The 16,053-nt window shown below is 44.5% G+C and carries 16 protein-coding genes and 1 pseudogene; 4 read left to right on the top strand and 13 right to left on the bottom strand.

Annotated elements, in window-relative coordinates:
• The first annotated feature begins 12 nt into the window (after positions 1–12).
• Together MHI25_RS16640 and MHI25_RS16635 are read left to right on the top strand one after the other, a co-directional pair.
• Positions 13–540 (top strand): putative immunity protein, encoded by a 528-nt coding sequence (locus MHI25_RS16640; RefSeq protein WP_340391790.1) that lies wholly within the window; start codon positions 13–15, stop codon positions 538–540.
• 1,706 nt (positions 541–2,246) lie between these two features.
• Positions 2,247–2,732 carry a hypothetical protein gene (locus MHI25_RS16635; protein ID WP_340393716.1) on the top strand — a complete coding sequence of 162 codons (486 nt, stop codon included), beginning with the start codon at positions 2,247–2,249 and terminating at the stop codon, positions 2,730–2,732.
• A gap of 102 nt (positions 2,733–2,834) precedes the next feature.
• Here the strand turns inward: MHI25_RS16635 and MHI25_RS16630 are convergent, their stop codons facing one another.
• Positions 2,835–3,548, bottom strand: coding sequence for an SDR family NAD(P)-dependent oxidoreductase (locus MHI25_RS16630; protein WP_339281062.1), 714 nt, complete (start codon positions 3,546–3,548; stop codon positions 2,835–2,837).
• 449 nt (positions 3,549–3,997) lie between these two features.
• On the opposite strand from MHI25_RS16630, the gene MHI25_RS16625 reads away from it, so the two are divergent.
• Together MHI25_RS16625 and MHI25_RS16620 are read left to right on the top strand one after the other, a co-directional pair.
• A complete protein-coding gene (locus MHI25_RS16625) occupies positions 3,998–4,756 on the top strand; it encodes an SDR family oxidoreductase (protein ID WP_076302996.1) in 759 nt (252 codons plus the stop codon).
• A 139-nt stretch (positions 4,757–4,895) separates the two neighbouring features.
• Positions 4,896–5,513 carry a TetR/AcrR family transcriptional regulator gene (locus tag MHI25_RS16620; RefSeq protein ID WP_076302995.1) on the top strand — a complete coding sequence of 206 codons (618 nt, stop codon included), beginning with the start codon at positions 4,896–4,898 and terminating at the stop codon, positions 5,511–5,513.
• 558 nt (positions 5,514–6,071) lie between these two features.
• Here the strand turns inward: MHI25_RS16620 and MHI25_RS16615 are convergent.
• The 12 genes and pseudogenes from MHI25_RS16615 to MHI25_RS16560 form a co-directional block, all read right to left on the bottom strand.
• Positions 6,072–6,419, bottom strand: a pseudogene (locus MHI25_RS16615) (ATP-binding protein).
• Between the two features lie 99 nt (positions 6,420–6,518).
• Complete coding sequence (locus MHI25_RS16610; RefSeq protein ID WP_340393713.1) at positions 6,519–6,917, bottom strand: histidine kinase dimerization/phospho-acceptor domain-containing protein; 399 nt, start codon at positions 6,915–6,917, stop codon at positions 6,519–6,521.
• Positions 6,918–7,120: 203 nt separating this feature from the next.
• The gene (locus MHI25_RS16605) at positions 7,121–7,342 is read right to left on the bottom strand and encodes a hypothetical protein (protein ID WP_340393711.1); all 222 of its coding nucleotides are present in this window, start codon (positions 7,340–7,342) and stop codon (positions 7,121–7,123) included.
• A 19-nt stretch (positions 7,343–7,361) separates the two neighbouring features.
• On the bottom strand, positions 7,362–8,066 hold the full coding sequence (locus MHI25_RS16600) for a DUF885 family protein (RefSeq protein ID WP_340393709.1): 705 nt from the start codon (positions 8,064–8,066) through the stop codon (positions 7,362–7,364).
• An 8-nt stretch (positions 8,067–8,074) separates the two neighbouring features.
• Positions 8,075–8,242: a winged helix-turn-helix domain-containing protein gene (locus tag MHI25_RS16595; protein ID WP_340395688.1), complete on the bottom strand. Its 168-nt coding sequence runs from the start codon at positions 8,240–8,242 to the stop codon at positions 8,075–8,077.
• A 72-nt stretch (positions 8,243–8,314) separates the two neighbouring features.
• On the bottom strand, positions 8,315–8,539 hold the full coding sequence (locus MHI25_RS16590) for a response regulator (protein ID WP_340393707.1): 225 nt from the start codon (positions 8,537–8,539) through the stop codon (positions 8,315–8,317).
• Positions 8,540–8,545: 6 nt separating this feature from the next.
• The gene (locus tag MHI25_RS16585; protein WP_340393705.1) at positions 8,546–8,686 is read right to left on the bottom strand and encodes a hypothetical protein; all 141 of its coding nucleotides are present in this window, start codon (positions 8,684–8,686) and stop codon (positions 8,546–8,548) included.
• Between the two features lie 217 nt (positions 8,687–8,903).
• Positions 8,904–9,041, bottom strand: coding sequence for a hypothetical protein (locus MHI25_RS16580; protein WP_340393704.1), 138 nt, complete (start codon positions 9,039–9,041; stop codon positions 8,904–8,906).
• 89 nt (positions 9,042–9,130) lie between these two features.
• Entirely contained in the window at positions 9,131–9,496 is a 366-nt protein-coding gene (locus tag MHI25_RS16575) for a hypothetical protein (protein ID WP_340393703.1), read from the bottom strand.
• Between the two features lie 90 nt (positions 9,497–9,586).
• Positions 9,587–11,866, bottom strand: a complete 2,280-nt coding sequence (locus MHI25_RS16570; RefSeq protein ID WP_340393701.1) for a GH32 C-terminal domain-containing protein — start codon at positions 11,864–11,866, stop codon at positions 9,587–9,589.
• On the bottom strand, positions 11,863–14,334 hold the full coding sequence (locus MHI25_RS16565; protein ID WP_340393699.1) for a PfkB family carbohydrate kinase: 2,472 nt from the start codon (positions 14,332–14,334) through the stop codon (positions 11,863–11,865). The genes MHI25_RS16570 and MHI25_RS16565 overlap by 4 nt, the downstream gene beginning before the upstream one ends.
• A 24-nt stretch (positions 14,335–14,358) precedes the next feature.
• The gene (locus MHI25_RS16560) at positions 14,359–15,984 is read right to left on the bottom strand and encodes an ABC transporter substrate-binding protein (protein ID WP_340393698.1); all 1,626 of its coding nucleotides are present in this window, start codon (positions 15,982–15,984) and stop codon (positions 14,359–14,361) included.
• Positions 15,985–16,053 lie beyond the last annotated feature (69 nt).

Here is a 16,053-nt window from a genome sequence, read left to right as displayed (position 1 = left end):
GGGAGTGATTCGTTGAATATTGAGGAATATGCATGGAATAAACATGAACAGCAATTAAGAGAAACTAACATGTTTACTTATACTAGTCCAAAGATAAAGATTGTAGATAACCATGAATTAAGAAATCGGCTTGAAGAAACGCTTGAAGAGCTGCCGCAGAAGTTTCTGGCCAAATGGGCTTTGAAAGTAGCAGTTGAGCACCTGGATCATCTGGTCCAGCAGCTTGTAAATGACCCGCGGATTGATTTAGGTATAGAAACGCTAGAAAAGCGTATAACTGGTGAGATTAGAGCCTTTGACTTAAGAAAAGTTGGATTTATTGTCAATGAATTAGCCAAAGAGTCCACAACCGAGGCTAGTAAGTATGCTGCCCGTTCTTTTGCACAAGCCATTGCAACTGGACATATGCGAGGACACGCTATGGTTTGCAGTGACTATGCAGTAAAACTGGTGAATTACATATCAGATCATTCTTCAGTTGCAGAGGCAGCTACTAAAGAACGTGAGAGACAATTAAGGTTAGCTGAAGAGTTACTTTGAAATTGAAGGTTTAAAGATGAACATGTATGAGGATGATTCTAAAAGTTAAATAATGGTAATAAATAACTTTTTATATAATTGAGAGTTATGTAATCTAATGCAAACAATAATGCGTGACTTGATGAGCTTTAAAGCTTAATACTCGTTTTAGATAATACGATTACTAAATAAGAATCAATTGCTTAGGAAAGGGCAGTTATTTTGAACAGTTTTGAACATTGCCAAGATATCAGTTATGGATAGCTAATTAGTAATATTATGGAACTAATTGGTTGCTTCCATTAATTTATACACTACTTCCTCACAAAACCCGTATTTTGTACATATGTCACTAAGATGCGTTCTACTTAGATTATACATAGTTCTTATGGATTTGTCTGAGGACAAGAACTTGTACCCATTGACGATTTACGGTGTTCTTCCCTTCATACTAAAAATGCTTCTTTATTATAAATAAAAACCCGTTAATTTTCAAAAGATGAAAAATTAACGGGTTTTAAAAACTTAATCTTTTTACATATTTATCAACTGACTTTTGTAGCTTTAAGTTCTCTGATTTTAAATGGATGACCAATATAATCCTGCGATGCTAAGGGTTCCTTAGATATAGCTCGATTTTCGTTCTGTTATTTTTATAAGATCCCTCCCCATTCTCGCAGTAAAAAAGCAATTCGGATTAAATACAAATTGCTTTTTCATTGAATACTGTGCTCCGGTACCTGAAGTATGTTGGGGATGACTCGATAATCACCTGTAGAACCTTAATTTGGATGTCATAATCTAGTTGAATCACGATGCGGGAGCATTCGATATTCAGGTAATGATGAAGAAGCTCCACTTCCTTATCCAATGCAATATAGTCTCACCTTTGTCCAGAGCAAGCCGATAATACCGTGCGGACAATTTGGAGATTCGTTCAGTCTCCTGGACCTTCTCCTTTCGTGCATTCCATGAGATCAGTACCAGCGTTAATATAGAAAATGCTGACGCAAAGGCCCCCATTTCCACTTTACGCTTGAGTTGTTCGGTCTCTCAAGTCGTTTGAATCGGAAGCTATGGCGGGAAAACCAGCATGTACTGAACCAGTTCCGATGAATACCGCAGATCTTCCTATCGTAGAGTAATTGAAAACACTCATTTTCATGGAGCTGCACTCTAACTAGTAAAACGTTGGAGTGCAGCTCCAGTTATATGTAATGCGTCAGAACATCCAGTGCTTTTAGCTGACGAGCTGCGTAATACGAAAATTACATGTCGTAGATTGAGTGAGCACGCTTCTGTTTTATTAGTTACCTATATAATTTGACTCGCTAACTTCATTTTTGACCTGTATATAAAACAAAAAGGCATCAAGATTTGCTGTCCTGATACCTTTGAATTCTCCTGTATGAAATTCCCGTTTCTCCTTCAGATCAAGGCTATCCTTGGTTTCTTTTTATAACCAGAATAGATCTCTAAGAAAATTAAGCAACCGTTCCCCAGCTTTAATACCGAGAAACGGTTGCTGTTTAAAAGGGACTTTTTAAGTTTGTCTTCTTGATTGGGTGTGTATGACCAACTATGCGACTTCTGTTGTTATTGTCGTCCGACATCATTTCTCGTACTACATTTTATATTCAACCTTTTGGCGGTTTATTATAGTCTTTCCTCATGTCACTCATAAGATGTTCCGTATAATAGACAGATTACTTCCTGTCTATTATGGGATGATTTCATTACTTATACGTCAGCTTGTTTTTTTAATCTTCGAGCTCTTTGATGATTTTCGGATATTTCTTATCCAAATCATTAAAATACAACAGGTGAAGATCGGGGATCTGATGGTAGTTGGGCGGTATATGGATCGGATTCGAGCGATTGAGCCTCTCCGGACAACGCCTGCTGGCACCGTTTTTTGGGATATTCAGATGCTAGGTTTGAGGGGGACCTCGGCGGCAAGAAAAATTCGGACGATCATGCCTCAAGCGCGAATTGTATTTACTACGGCGTATTCGGAGTATACGTTAGAAGCGTTTGAAATTCAATCTATCGACTATAAGCTATATCTGAACGTCAAGTCCGTACGGATGCGAATTTCGGCAAGCACCCTATATTCAGTGCCTCGGGGGAATTTCATATTCATTTGCCGTATACCGAAAGCAGGCAACTATCATGGAAAACGAGCAAGGAGAAGGAGATTAACGCTTTTTTGATCCACTAAATAGGGAAAGCTGTGAATGGCACGCTTTTGATAAAGTCGCTTTGGCCGGGGTTACAAAATTCAAAGTATCGCTTTTAAAGACCTTAGCAATTATTTATTTTTTGATAAATTGCATGATTCCTTTAGGAAAAGTATCCTCTACCTCTGTTCTTTTATCATACAGATTGTACCAAGCCTCAGCCACTTGATCAGGATCAAAACTTGTACCCTGTTTGATTAAAGGACTAATGGATAAATGGCCCACAAATACTCCAAGAGGAAGCAAACGCTCGTGTAAACTAAGAATATAGTTTCGGAGTCCAGACATGGCGATACCCGAATTTCCAAACATCGAGCTTGGACTCATTGCGGAAAGATCGCTTGTGAAAAGAAGTGCTCCTTCACCCCGTTCAATCATTTCTGGAAAGACTTGTCTAGCTGTATTAATAGCTCCGATGACAACATTGTTAAAAAATTGAAGTGCGCTCTCATCAGTCGTTTCCAGAACAGATGTTGTAGTAACATTTCCACTATGCGGGCTAAACTCCAAGACATCGATTGTACCGAACGTATTCTTAATTTCTTGAAAAGCTCTCATAAGTTGCATTTTGTTAGTGATATCGGCAGCAAAACCCTGAGCTTCAATTCCCATCTCACCAAGCTGCTCTGCATATTTGTCCAATTTCTCCTGTGTTCTTGAAACTAGGGCGATACGGAAACCGTTTTTTCCAAAAGTCTTGGCCAGCGAGAATCCCAGACCTGGTCCTGCACCGATAATAACCATTGTTTTCAATGTATACTCACCTTCCATAGAGACATTAATAGTCATGATATAGCCCAACATTGCCAAAAAGAGTTGCATAAGAGTTCAAAACCATATCAACCTTCTTCTATTCTCTGAAACAAAACGATTGGTTTTCGTGACTTCAATCGCAAATGGGAGTCAATTTCCTATAGATACAAATACTCTTCTGTACGATTATTTGTATCTAATTTAGACAGTGGAAGCCCTCCCGGCTTCTCTTACTTGATAACGATCTTCAGACATTGAACCTATTTAGCTGATGTCCCATCAGGACTACTCCTCCCTCATTTGTCAGTGTCATCTTTCACTTTCTCTAAACGAATAAAAAACTTCTTTAATTCTGTATTCACAGTCTCTTGTGCTCAAAATGATCTTATCACATAAGAAAAAATAAATAAAGTTGAGTTACTTGACTTTGCATTATTGTTCGCTTATATTTGTCCTTGTAAGTATCTTGCGATGGAGGTTTTAACATGACTAGACTTAATGGTAAACGAGCACTTATTACGGGTGGCACCAGCGGAATTGGCTTGGAGACAGCCAAACAATTTCTGGCTGAAGGTGCTGAATTGATTGTCACCGGAGTAACTCCGGCAAATGTAGAAAAAACGCAAAAGGAACTTGGAAATCAAGTCCTTGTGCTTCAGGCAGATTCCCGAGACCTCAATGCTCAACGTCAACTGGCTGATCGAGTTGAACAACATTTTGGCAAACTGGATATTGCCTTTTTAAACGCAGGCGTATCTGACTGGCGTCCATTCGAGCAAATCGATGAAGAAGCCTTTGACCGCTTGTTTGCCATCAACGTAAAAGCTCCATTTTTCTTAATGCAGGCATTAACTCCAGTGATGGCGAACCCATCCTCTATCGTTTTAATGGGATCGAGCAGTTCTCATGCTGGATATGCACATTCCAATGCTTATGCGGCTACTAAAGGCGCCATTTCCACTCTGACCAAAGCCTGGAATTCCGACTTATTATCGTCTCACGGAATTCGCTTCAATACTGTGAGTCCTGGACCGATTGATACCCCGCTTTACGATAAGAACAAGCTAGGCGTGTCTGACGAAATTCGTGAGATGGTTATTAACCGCATTCGTGACGGGATTCCGGCTGGACGCATGGGTACTGCCGAAGAGATTGCCAAAGCTGTTGTTTATCTGGCTTCGGATGAGTCACGCTTCACCATTGGCGTTGACTTGGTTCTGGATGGCGCTCAAACGATTCTCTAATAGGTTAGCCCTATTGCTGCTTAAGCCCTCCGAGGGTGCTTAGGCAGCTTTTTCTTTTAGAACACGATCAACTGTTGTATAGTAGTGAGGAGGGTGCTATCCCTCTGATAAGACTTAAATCCAACTTTGGAGTGGAATTATGGGAACTAAATCAACTTACCATGAACGTATAAAGGAAGAAAAAAGGGCGTGCGCGATTGCCGCTGCACAAGAACTGTTTTTTGAAAAAGGGTATGCGCGGACTACTTTAGCTCAGATTGCAAAACTTGCTGGTCTCTCTACAGGTACACTTTTCAATCATTTCCCGACGAAGGAATTGATTTTTGAAACCATCGTCAAGCATTTTTGGGAGCTTGATCCCGAATGGGACTTTCCACCGGAGCTCGGCTCTCCCCTGCAAGGATTAATAAAGTTCGGACGAGACTACGCATGCGTGCTGACTCGTGATGGAATGGCTCCTTTATTCCGGGTCGTCATTGCAGAAGCCAAGCAGTTCCCCGAGCTCAGTCTTTTTCATTATGAACTGGGCGAAGGCGCCGTGCATCAGAAATTGACGCAATATTTAGTAGATGAAGTTCAATTGGGTAATATAAATCTGCCGCATGCATCAAAAACGGCCAACGAATTTATGAGTCTCATTTCCGGGCAGGTGCTATGGCCAAAAATGTTGCTGCTTGATTTCAGTATTTCACGAGAGCAGGCTTTTCAAATAGCGGATGAGGCTGCTCATACGATTATAAACAAGTATGCCGATTAAAAAGACGAATACGAGAGATCTCCCAATATGAGACTCCCTCGTATTCGTTTATTTACGTTCTTTGTAGAAATGAAGAACCATCAGGGTTTATTGATTATCACCGTATTTTTAGAGCGACTTTTGCTTCAGAGAACTCACCTCTATCTGTGATGCGGTTCTCCGCACTTTCTGTCATAATCCAACCTTTAGTGTGGTAGCCACTCAATAGAGACTCATAATCTACTTAGATATACATCTAATCTGTAATCGGGCTATATTCTTGTCCATTCCGGTAATCGGTACAAGTTCTTGTCCTTGGCTTGGGACAAGAACTTGTACCGATAAAACAAAAAAGCCGCTATAATAGCGACTTCAATGGGATCATGTTCTTGTCCCTCGACAGGATTGTCTCACAATCTAGAAGTTTATATTATTTGATCTATTTATCACTTCCTCTTCCGAGTTCCGAGCAATAACCACATCATTAATTAGAGCCTTGCGATCTTTGCTGCGTTCTATAGATATCCCCAAAAGTCCCGACAACAATTGTAAGTCTCTTTTGAAGAGTACTATTATTTTTTAACTAATCAGCGGAAAACGAATCATAACTGTCGTACCACACCCTACCCCGTTGCTAATGTGGACAGTACCTTGATGTTGATTGACGATCCAACGTGCGATCGATAGCCCTAAACCTGCTCAGTGATCCCCTCTACTTCTAGAGGAATCTCCCTTATAAAAGCGATTAAATACGAGTGGTAATTCATGTTCCGAAATACCCACTCCGTTATCCTTGACGGTTACAAGAACTGATTTCCCCTGCCTAAGACACTCAAGATCGATTTGCCCATCCGCCTGCGTATATTTAATGGCATTGTCCAACAAAATCATGAACAACTGTATGAGACGATTCTCATCTCCATTCATGAGCAATTCCGAGCCTTCGACATGAAGCTGTACCCGCAACTGCTTGTAATCCATTATTGGCTCCATTTTTTTGGCGATCTCTTTAATGATCTCGTCAATTCACACAGGTTTGCATGAGATAACTTCCTCATGTGAATCGCCTCTTGCCAGAAGAAGTAGGCCGTCTACCATGTTGCTCATTCTTTTGGTTTCTTTCAGAATGGCTGAAATTGGAGCACTTTCTTCCTCGATCGTATGATCGGGATGGCGTAACAATATTTGTGTTTGCCCTCGGACGACCGAGGGCGGACTTCTCAACTCGTGAGAGGCATCTGCAACGAATTGCTGCTGCTTATCCCAAGCCTTCTGAATTGGTATGAGCGCCCGTCTAGCCAAAGAGTAACCTGCGATGATAGATAATAACGCGCCGACACCGATTCCAATACTAATACACCATAATAACCGGTTCAAATAATACACCTCGGCGGAAATTTCCGTAAATATCTGAATTGTTTTCAAAGGAATGTTCGACAGTTTCTCGACTATTGGCAATTTCCCCTGATAGGGTCTGCTCACGAATCGATAGGTTTTCTTACCCACGAGTATCGACTCGGGCCGTATGTGGTTTTGTTTTTCCCGAAGCATCGAACTCAATTCGATATATGGTACTTTATAATATACGCTTTGAATCAATGCATCGTTGGAATCCCAATAAAATGACATCATAAACGTTCCAGTTCCTTCGAATCAATGTTAAGTACTTGCTCCCCGTTACTTAGAGAAATTTGTTGCATGTGGTCATTATTAAACACCAGATGACGGTCAATATCGGAATAGATCCGATAATGTGCCAACCCATATAACGCTCTCCCCAGTGTGACGAGCAAGCAAAATACGACCGTGCTGTTCCATATCGTCATTCGTACTAACGTGCGTTTAATCATACCGGGGTTTGCTCTCCTTTTATTTGGCGGATTTGATGTATTGATTCACTTGCTGCTCCAATATTGGAAATGGCATATTCCCGTTTCGAAGAAGAACGGAATGAAATGCCTTGATATCGAAGCGATCCCCGAGTTCGCTTTCCGCCTTCTCCCGAAGGGATTGGAATTGCTCCGATCCGATCGCATAGTTTTCGTTAAGTTCAGGATAGGCAATGACACTGTCGATCAAAGCATCGTTCCCCGTTCCGGTAACACTAACCAGATACTCATTAGCTTGTTCTCTTGTCCACTTCAGCCCATGGATACCTGTATCTATCACGGTACCCATGGAATTGCCCAGCAAACGGTTTAGTACCATATTCCGATCAAGCAACCCCTTCTCCGCGCATAAGCTTTCCATATAGACCGCCCATTCCTCTACGTATCCAGCCGTCATCGTTATTTTGCGGATTAATGGAATGGATGGTTGATCATATTGAATCGAGAATTGAAAGTGATGTCCTGGAATACCCTCATGCAAGGCAAGCAATTTAACTATTTCTTCGGAGGTCGGATTTTCGAGTGGAATGACAAATCTCCCGCTCCTATCACCATCTATAGATAAGGGGATATACATTCCACCTGCCGATGCGAAAAGAGCCGAATACGCCCGCACATCCACGGGATGGTCCGGGATAAGCTCCTCTTCAAACCAATCGGACAAGTAGGGCGTGGCATCCGACAAACTGCTGTTTAAGACAGCTTCTTTCGAAGATAATGGACATAGAGCTCGACGATGCCAATTCCCGCTTCTGAATCCAGTCCCCAAATTCGGTTATAGATTTGCTCTTTCGTCACGATCTGCTCTTTATTCATGAGCAGGTACTCAAGCAGCTCATATTCCTTTTCTGTTAAAGTCAGCTCTTCTCCTGTGACCGTTATTGTTCGATTTCGAACTTGAATAGCAATCGGGCCGTAGCTAATCTGCTCTTCTTAATTAACCTTGCCATAACGGCGCAACAGCACTTTAACTCTGACAATCAGCTCTGGAATTTCGAATGGCTTCACCACATAATCGTCCGCTCCGATCGTTAACCCCTTTACCCGGTCGTTCAATCCGTCTTTTGCCGTCAGACAAAGAATCGGGGTATCCACTCTTTGCTTCCTCAGCTCTTGGATGAACGTAATTCCATCAACCTTAGGCAGCATAATATCCAAAATAATTTAATCGAACTCGCCGTACAATGCGTGATGCAAGCCCTCTTCTCCGTTATGACACTCCGTAACCTTATGCCCTTCATCCTGCATAACTCTTGCAATTGTGTGCGATATTCCAATATCGTCCTCTACGATCAACAGCTTCATAAGTCCCTCCATGAATGAACAAATATGGGGTTAGACATCTCAGTTCCTCCTAAATAGTGCCATATTGCCTGCCCGTCAGCTTATGAACAATGGCATCTTTTAACTTTCTGCAGTAGATGAAATCATATTGGGAATGTAACAAAGTTCGTGTCAACCGTTAAAAAAGAACCCTTAAAGTACTTTGGGTTCTTTTTATTAAACTATTTATTTGAAGTATTTACTTGAAGTATTTACTTTCATACTTGTCAAGAAGCACCGACATCTTATCCAATTGCTTAGCACCTTCTATAACCTTCTTGTTACCCGTTTCGAATTTGGAATAATTAATTTTGGTCGTCTTCAGGCTGTCCCGCATTATAATGAACCCTTCCAGCTGGAGTTTTGCCCCTGCCAGATAGTAGTTATGTATTTCTTTTAACTCAGCATTATTGGGCTTGAGGTTTTTTACCCGGATACAAACTTAGTATAGTTGGGCACTACAGTATTGTTTAAAGACAGGAAGAATGTTTTTCTTGTTGAATTGTTTGGGCCTCTATTTTGATGTAATGCAGTTATAGCTTTCTCTTCATTGTTTACTAGCGGCTTCAACTGTTCAGTGTAATCTACCATCTCCTGCATCATGATTTCTTCGTGTGTAAGTTCCTTTACAACTACCGGCTTTGTTGGTTCAGAAATGACTGTATAATCATCCACTACTTGAACAGTGAATACATAAGGTTCAAACTTATCTCCAATATTGACAGTCAAGGTAGCAGTCCCTTTATTAATTGCATGAAGTTCAGATACCCAATTCGTTTTGCGTACTACCATGACAATGTTGTGCGAATTTCTTTAATAGCGATTTACTTATTTGAGGCGTTTTTTTTCTTCATGGGGTAAGGAGCGCCTGGGCGCCCCGCGTTACCAAATAGACTTCATATCCCATATTTCCATGGACTTCACCAATGACTTACCATCTCCCCAGAGCTCAAGTCCTAATGCATCCTTACGGCTGGGATAAACCCGGGTCGTCAGGCTTTTCAAACCGTTGGCATAGGCTTCGACCATAGAGCGATCCAAATAGATATGCAGCTTCAGATTCTCTCCTAACAATTCCAGCTTCCCTCCTTGAACCCCACTACACTTTTCACCTAGATGCAGTGTCGTTTTCGTACGGTCGACAAGGAACTTAGCTTCATTAAAATCATAATACAGCAACGTTTCCTCTTCTCCATCCGGTGTACACCGGACCTTGATTCCGAGTTGTGTGGCACTGCCTCGATCCAGTTCCAATTGAATCTCAAGCATGTCGCCTTGAACATCCCTCAACTGTACATTTACCTCAGCCAATGACGTGTCCCGGAGCGATAATCGTTTCCCACCGCGCAGCGACTCTAGCTCCTGAACCGGCTCGACTCCGAGCCGCCCATCCTCCCGCAAATAGACGTTTAGCGGCAAGCCGCCGTTATGAGCCCAGCCTGACTGGTATTCCAATTTAGAAGTACGATCACCCTGTGCAATCGTAAAGACGATATTTCGACCAGTCTTCGGATCAACCATGCCGCTCGGACCGGTAAAATGGAAATCACCGACATCTATCAATTGCGGTTCTTCTAGATCCGGGATAAATGAAAGATTGTCTTGATCCAGCTGCCCGATCCAATAGAATACCTCAACATCGGCACCCTTTCCTACAGGACTAACCAGCAGAAGATGCTTGTTTTCCCCCTTGTTGTCAGTGCCTAAGGGAAGAAGTACAGGCAACTCCCAAATGGGTCCAAGATAAGGGTACTTCTGAATATCCGCCTGATGGAAAGGCCCTTTGTATGTCCAATTCAGCATATCCTGCGAGGTAAATGCCAGCGCTGCCCCGCCTTCGCCTTCAATCCCTGACCCGACCAGGGCATACCAGCCGTTCTCATCCTTCCACACAAACGGGTCCCGAAAATCTCCGAATGCACCCATTCCCTTCTGCTGCACGATGAGCGGCACCGGGTGTTTAATCCACGTAATGAGATCCGGGTCTCCATCCTGCGGATAAGTGCTACGGGCAAGCGCGACGCTCTGATTCGGTGAAGCACTATCATTGCCTGCCGTAAAGAACAGCACTGGCAGTCCCTCTGCATCATAGGTTGCACTTCCAGACCATATCCCGTCCGGTGCGAGCTGATCCTTCTCAGGTGCCAGCGCTACAGGAAGATCACGCCAATGCACCAGATCTTCACTCACCCAATGTCCCCAATGGATATGATGAAAGTACGGTCCTTGCGGATTGTGCTGATAGAACAAATGATACTGCCCTTCAAAATAAATTGGCGCATGAGGCTCGTTCATCCAATGTGCCGGCGGGCTGACATGATACTGCGGTCTGTGCCGATCCGTAAGCAGAGGTGTACGATCCAGCTTGATGTCGTCATATCTCAATTGCGGCCGGACGCCTCCATGTGCGGAATCCAACACTTCCTGATAAAAAGCTGCTACGTCCTCATTACTTAGGGCACGGTTATAAATCTTCAACTCATCCATGATCCCGCTGAACATATGAAGGCTGAACACTTCGGCAAGCCTGCTGCTGTGATTATTCCTGCCGATGAACAGATCCGTGTCCAACGCCTCAGCCAGGCGGGAACCGCGGGGCACCGCTGCCGATATGATTTCGGTGCCGTTCAGGAACAGCTTGATTTCACCCTCTTCTCCATCGAATACAGCGTTCACATAAGACCACTCATTCTTAGGAAGTTCATAGCCGTCCGGCGACCAGATTTCCTTCCATTCTCCTCCCTCAAGCCCGATTTGGAAGGACCAGGAGCCGTGACGGAACATGCCAAGCAGATATCCCTGCTTAGCCTTGTTATTGTAGCGGTTCACTATGGCAGCCAGTTTGCCTTCATTTCCCCACTCATAGGTTCGCGGGGCAACCCAAACCCCAATGCTGAGAGCCGATAGAAATTCCGGCTCTCCGTTACACTCTTCTCCGTGGACAGAATGAGCAATATATGTTGAGTAACCATCGAAGAGGAGACCACTTCCTGTTACCCCCTGTCTCCACAGCGGAGTACAAGGGTCGGTAAACTCTGCGTTGTTGAATACATAATGAATCTCATCTACCGTCTTAGTGACGCTCTCCATAGCGCTCGCTCCGGTCCCTTCATCAAAAGCCCAATGCATCATTAGTCCCCGGTTACCGACTTGGCTACTCATGCCTCATTCCTCCCTGAAGACTGCCCTGTGCTAACACTCGGAATCTGTATGGACTTCAGCGTATGGATTTGAAGCGAGTTCAGGACAACCTGTCCTGATTGTGTACTTATCTGAATATTCTCAATCGGAGCATCCGGGAAAATCTGATCGGTTAACACAACCAGACCATTAGCCGCATAAACTTCAACTGCATTGCGATCCAGCCAGATGTGCAGCTTAAGCTTACCGTTCGTAGCGGCCAGGCTGGCACCGTGACGGCTTGCGAACGCCGGGTGGAAATCAGTCAGACCACTTTCTGAACGGTCGGTAAACAGCCATTCCTTAGCAGGGTCATATCCGATAATAATTTCGCTCTGCTGTCCGCCAGATTGCAGATGGATACATATCTCGTCCCCGGATTTGATATCAATCTCTCCTTTAATTTCTAACAGATCACTATTCGTCTGCTGTATAAAAGGAGTCTTCGGCGTAACTGTGACATCGTTCCAGCTCATAGATTCATTACGCAGCTGCTCTATTTCCCGGACAGGCATTTGGCTCAGCACGACACTTCCGTTCTTACTAGTCAGGGACAAGGCGCGGGGCAAAGTCATTGCACCTCTCCAGGAGCCGGTAGGCGTCTCGTTGGCATATTTCCAGTTGCTCATCCATCCGATGATTACGCGGCGTCCATCCTGCTCCGGAATATCGGACCAGGTAACTCCCGCATAATTATCTCTTCCATAGTCTAGCCACAGTATATGATCCGCAGGATTGTCATTGATGAACGTCTTTCCATCGAACTCTCCAATAAAATATTGCGTACGCGATCCCTCTGGACAATTGGGATTATCTCCGATGCTGATGATCAGCACCCATTTTGAACGCCCGGTGTCATCCACCGGCAGTTGAAACAGATCAGGGCATTCCCAGACGCCATCATGTGACCCTTCATTTATACCAAATTCACCGGTCAGCGACCATTCACGCAAATTCTCGGATGCGTAGAACAGGGCATGATCTCCAGCGACAATCACCATAATCCACCGTTCACTTTGCGGATGCCAGAACACCTTAGGGTCCCGGAAGTCTATCAGTTCTTCCTCGATCAGCACCGGATTTCCGTCATACTTATGCCAGGTCTTGCCCTTATCGCTGCTGTAAGCCAGGCTCTGCCGCTGGCGCGGCTGCCCCGTGTCCGAATGGTTATCGGCATGCGTAAAGATCGCGACCAGTCCATCTGAATCTTCGAATAAGCCGCTGCTGTTATTCCAATCCACTACACAGCATCCCGAAAAGATCGCTCCGTGCTCATCCGGGAATAGAGCAATAGGCGCGTGCTCCCATTGAATCAGGTCTTCACTGACAGCATGGCCCCAGTGCATTGGTCCCCATTTATTACCGTAAGGATGATGTTGATAGAATAGATGATAGCTTCCCTCATAATAGACTAATCCGTTGGGATCGTTTGCCCAGTTTGAGGGAGGTGTGAAATGAAACCCCGGTCTGAACCGCTCATCATTGAATTGTTTGCTGGACTCTATCATATCGTTAATCTCATCTGTCGTTGGCATGGACCCAAGAGCCCCCTTTCGTGTAGTTACCAGCGCTCCGGCGGCATTGGCAAAGGTCAGCATGTTGGTGATTTGCAGCTTGGTCAAATCCTGTAAAGAGCTTCCGCTTTCCAGAATCTTAAATAACATACTGCCCAGAAAAGCATCACCGGCTCCTGTTGTGTCAATGGTCTTGACCTTAAAGCCCGGTACATATCCCTCTTGACCAGCCAAACGGTAATAGCAGCCTTTTTCCGCTAGAGTGACGATAATGAGCATGATATCGAAGTTCTGCTGGAGCTCTTGTGAACCCTGTTCAACATCACTAGTTCCGGTTATAAAAGAAAGCTCTTCTTCTGAGATTTTCAGAATATTAGCATAATTCAGGCCCCAAAAAATATTCTGTCTGGCTTCTTCCTTGCTCTCCCATAAAGAAAACCGGATGTTAGGATCGAACGACAGTAGAACTCCTGCTTCCTTCGCCTTAAGAACTGCCGTCCTGGTAGCCGTGCGAGCAGGTTCATGGGTCATCGACAACGAACCAAAATGCAGCGCCTGACATGCTTCAATCCGCGCCAGCGGAACATCCTGCGAGTGTAAGAAGGTATCCGCCCCCGGTTTCCGGAAGAAGCTGAAGGACCGGTCCCCCTGATCGTCCAGATGGACAAAGGCCAGCGTTGTACTCGCTTCATTGGTAACCGAAACTCCTGTTACATCTACCCCGCTGTTACGCAGAGCATTTTGCAGCAATAAACCGAATTGGTCTTCCCCAACTTTGCTGATCAGTGCTGATCTGGCCCCCAGGCGGGATAGCGCTGCGGCTACGTTAGCCGGAGCTCCCCCCGGATTGCATTCAAACTGATCATTCCCCCCAGTCGTCCTGCCTGCCGGTGTAAAGTCTATCAATACTTCCCCTATAGCGATGACATCAAGCACAGTTTCTCCCCACCTAACTTCTATTTATTTTTTCAGATTTTCATTATAGCGATCCAGCCCTTTTTGATAGATCTCCATCAGTTCATTCAGGCCCATCTTTTCCAGTGTTTTAATGTAGTTGTCCCACGCCTCATCTGCGCCGCCATCCACAATGAATTTTCCTCTTTGGGTATTTACATATTTAATCAGTTCCGGCTCAATCTTATTGATGGTGTCCAGTTCCTTCGGCTCAAAGAAGATGTTCGGATAGTTTTCTTTTTCCATATACGGATTGTAGTATTTCTCCAGGTCCTCAGCGCGCTGCTGAGCCCGGGGTTCCATATCTACCACTTTTCCGAAGTCATCGAAAGTAATGATACCGGGTGCACCTGATCCCGGAGCAACCTTCTGTCGGAATTCACCTGCTGAGGCTCCTTCAGGAAGCGGTAAATTCACCAGTTTTCCGTTTTCGTCCTTCTTGTACACGACATCCAGTGGTCCCCAGTGGATTTGAGCAGCCATGTAAGGTTCATACTGCTGGTCAATCCAACGCATGGTGATTTCTGGATTGCTGTTCTCTTTGGTAATGACAAAAGACCCGCGCCCCGGACCGCCGCCATTAGCGCGTCCAATCGTCTGCTCGCTATCCGCGCCTTTAAGCGGAGACAATAGCACATAATCCTTGGCACGTTCGGTTCCGACAACTTCTTCGGCTTCCCACCAGACATAAGATCCCAGCGTCTCATCTGTCGTTTTACCTTTGGCCAGATACTGTGCTGCATCCTGAGTGAAGGATTCCGGATCAATCAGGCCCTGCTTATACCATTTTTCATGGAAATAATTCAAAGCATCCTTATATTCAGGCTGAGTTGCGGTGAAAATGACTTTTCCATCGCGGACGACACGGTGTTCCAGATTATCCGGAAGACCAAAGGCCCCGAATAGTCCGGCAATATCCATGCACCACTGCATGTGCATAAAGCTTAACGGGATTTCATCCTGCTTGCCGTTGCCGTTCGGATCTTTTGTTTTGAAGGCAAGCAGCGCTTCCGTGTATTCATCCAGCGTTTCCGGTACTTTTAGGCCAAGCTTATCCAGCCAGCTTTTATTAATGACGTGAAAGAAAGGGTTGGTTCCAAGGTTGTTTTCTTCCCAGGACGGCAGACCGTAGATATGCCCATCCGGCGCTGTGATCGATGATTTGATATCAGGACGACGCTCCAGAAGCGCTTTCAGGTTAGGCGCATATTGATCAATTAAATCCTCCAGCGGAATTAGCGTTCCATCTTCACCATAATTGATAAGCTCGTAATCAGTGAATCCGGCTGCATAGAAGGCATCCGGCAAATCGCCACTTGCGAGAAGCAGGTTTTTCTTTTCTGTATAATCGGTATCCGGAATGTTCTCCCAATTAATCTTCACGTTGGTTTCTTGCTCCAGCCGCTTGAAGATTTCCATCTCTGAGAACTCTGGTGCCAGGGCCGCCTTCGGGGCTACCATTCTTAACGACACTGGTTTGTTTACAACGGGAAGACCGGTTGCATTGAAATTGTCTTTCTGATTGGAATTTTCCGCCTGATTGTTTGTCCCGTTACCGTTACCCGAACATCCGCTCAGCGCAAACGCTCCTGCTAATACCAGAATCCCCGCATTTTTAAATAAAGAACTCATTTTCGATAACCTCCCTTTTGTTCATCCCGCCAGCTAATTACTCCTGTTTTGTTTTCATATATTGCTCTG

The organism is Paenibacillus sp. FSL E2-0177, from assembly GCF_037992975.1.
Lineage (GTDB): Bacteria > Bacillota > Bacilli > Paenibacillales > Paenibacillaceae > Paenibacillus_AQ > Paenibacillus_AQ odorifer.
Note: the sequence above shows the minus strand (reverse complement) of the source record. Positions and strands in the feature narration are given on the sequence as shown.

Bases quoted from the DNA above. Each gene is read 5' to 3' on its own strand.
- MHI25_RS16635 (WP_340393716.1), top strand. From the start codon at position 2,247: ATGATTTCATTACTTATACGTCAGCTTGTTTTTTTAATCTTCGAGCTC.
- MHI25_RS16630 (WP_339281062.1), bottom strand. From the start codon at position 3,548: ATGACTATTAATGTCTCTATGGAAGGTGAGTATACATTGAAAACAATG.
- MHI25_RS16625 (WP_076302996.1), top strand. From the start codon at position 3,998: ATGACTAGACTTAATGGTAAACGAGCACTTATTACGGGTGGCACCAGC.
- MHI25_RS16620 (WP_076302995.1), top strand. From the start codon at position 4,896: ATGGGAACTAAATCAACTTACCATGAACGTATAAAGGAAGAAAAAAGG.
- MHI25_RS16605 (WP_340393711.1), bottom strand. From the start codon at position 7,342: ATGATTAAACGCACGTTAGTACGAATGACGATATGGAACAGCACGGTC.
- MHI25_RS16585 (WP_340393705.1), bottom strand. From the start codon at position 8,686: ATGAAGCTGTTGATCGTAGAGGACGATATTGGAATATCGCACACAATT.
- MHI25_RS16580 (WP_340393704.1), bottom strand. From the start codon at position 9,041: ATGCGGGACAGCCTGAAGACGACCAAAATTAATTATTCCAAATTCGAA.
- MHI25_RS16575 (WP_340393703.1), bottom strand. From the start codon at position 9,496: ATGGTAGTACGCAAAACGAATTGGGTATCTGAACTTCATGCAATTAAT.
- MHI25_RS16570 (WP_340393701.1), bottom strand. From the start codon at position 11,866: ATGAGTAGCCAAGTCGGTAACCGGGGACTAATGATGCATTGGGCTTTT.
- MHI25_RS16560 (WP_340393698.1), bottom strand. From the start codon at position 15,984: ATGAGTTCTTTATTTAAAAATGCGGGGATTCTGGTATTAGCAGGAGCG.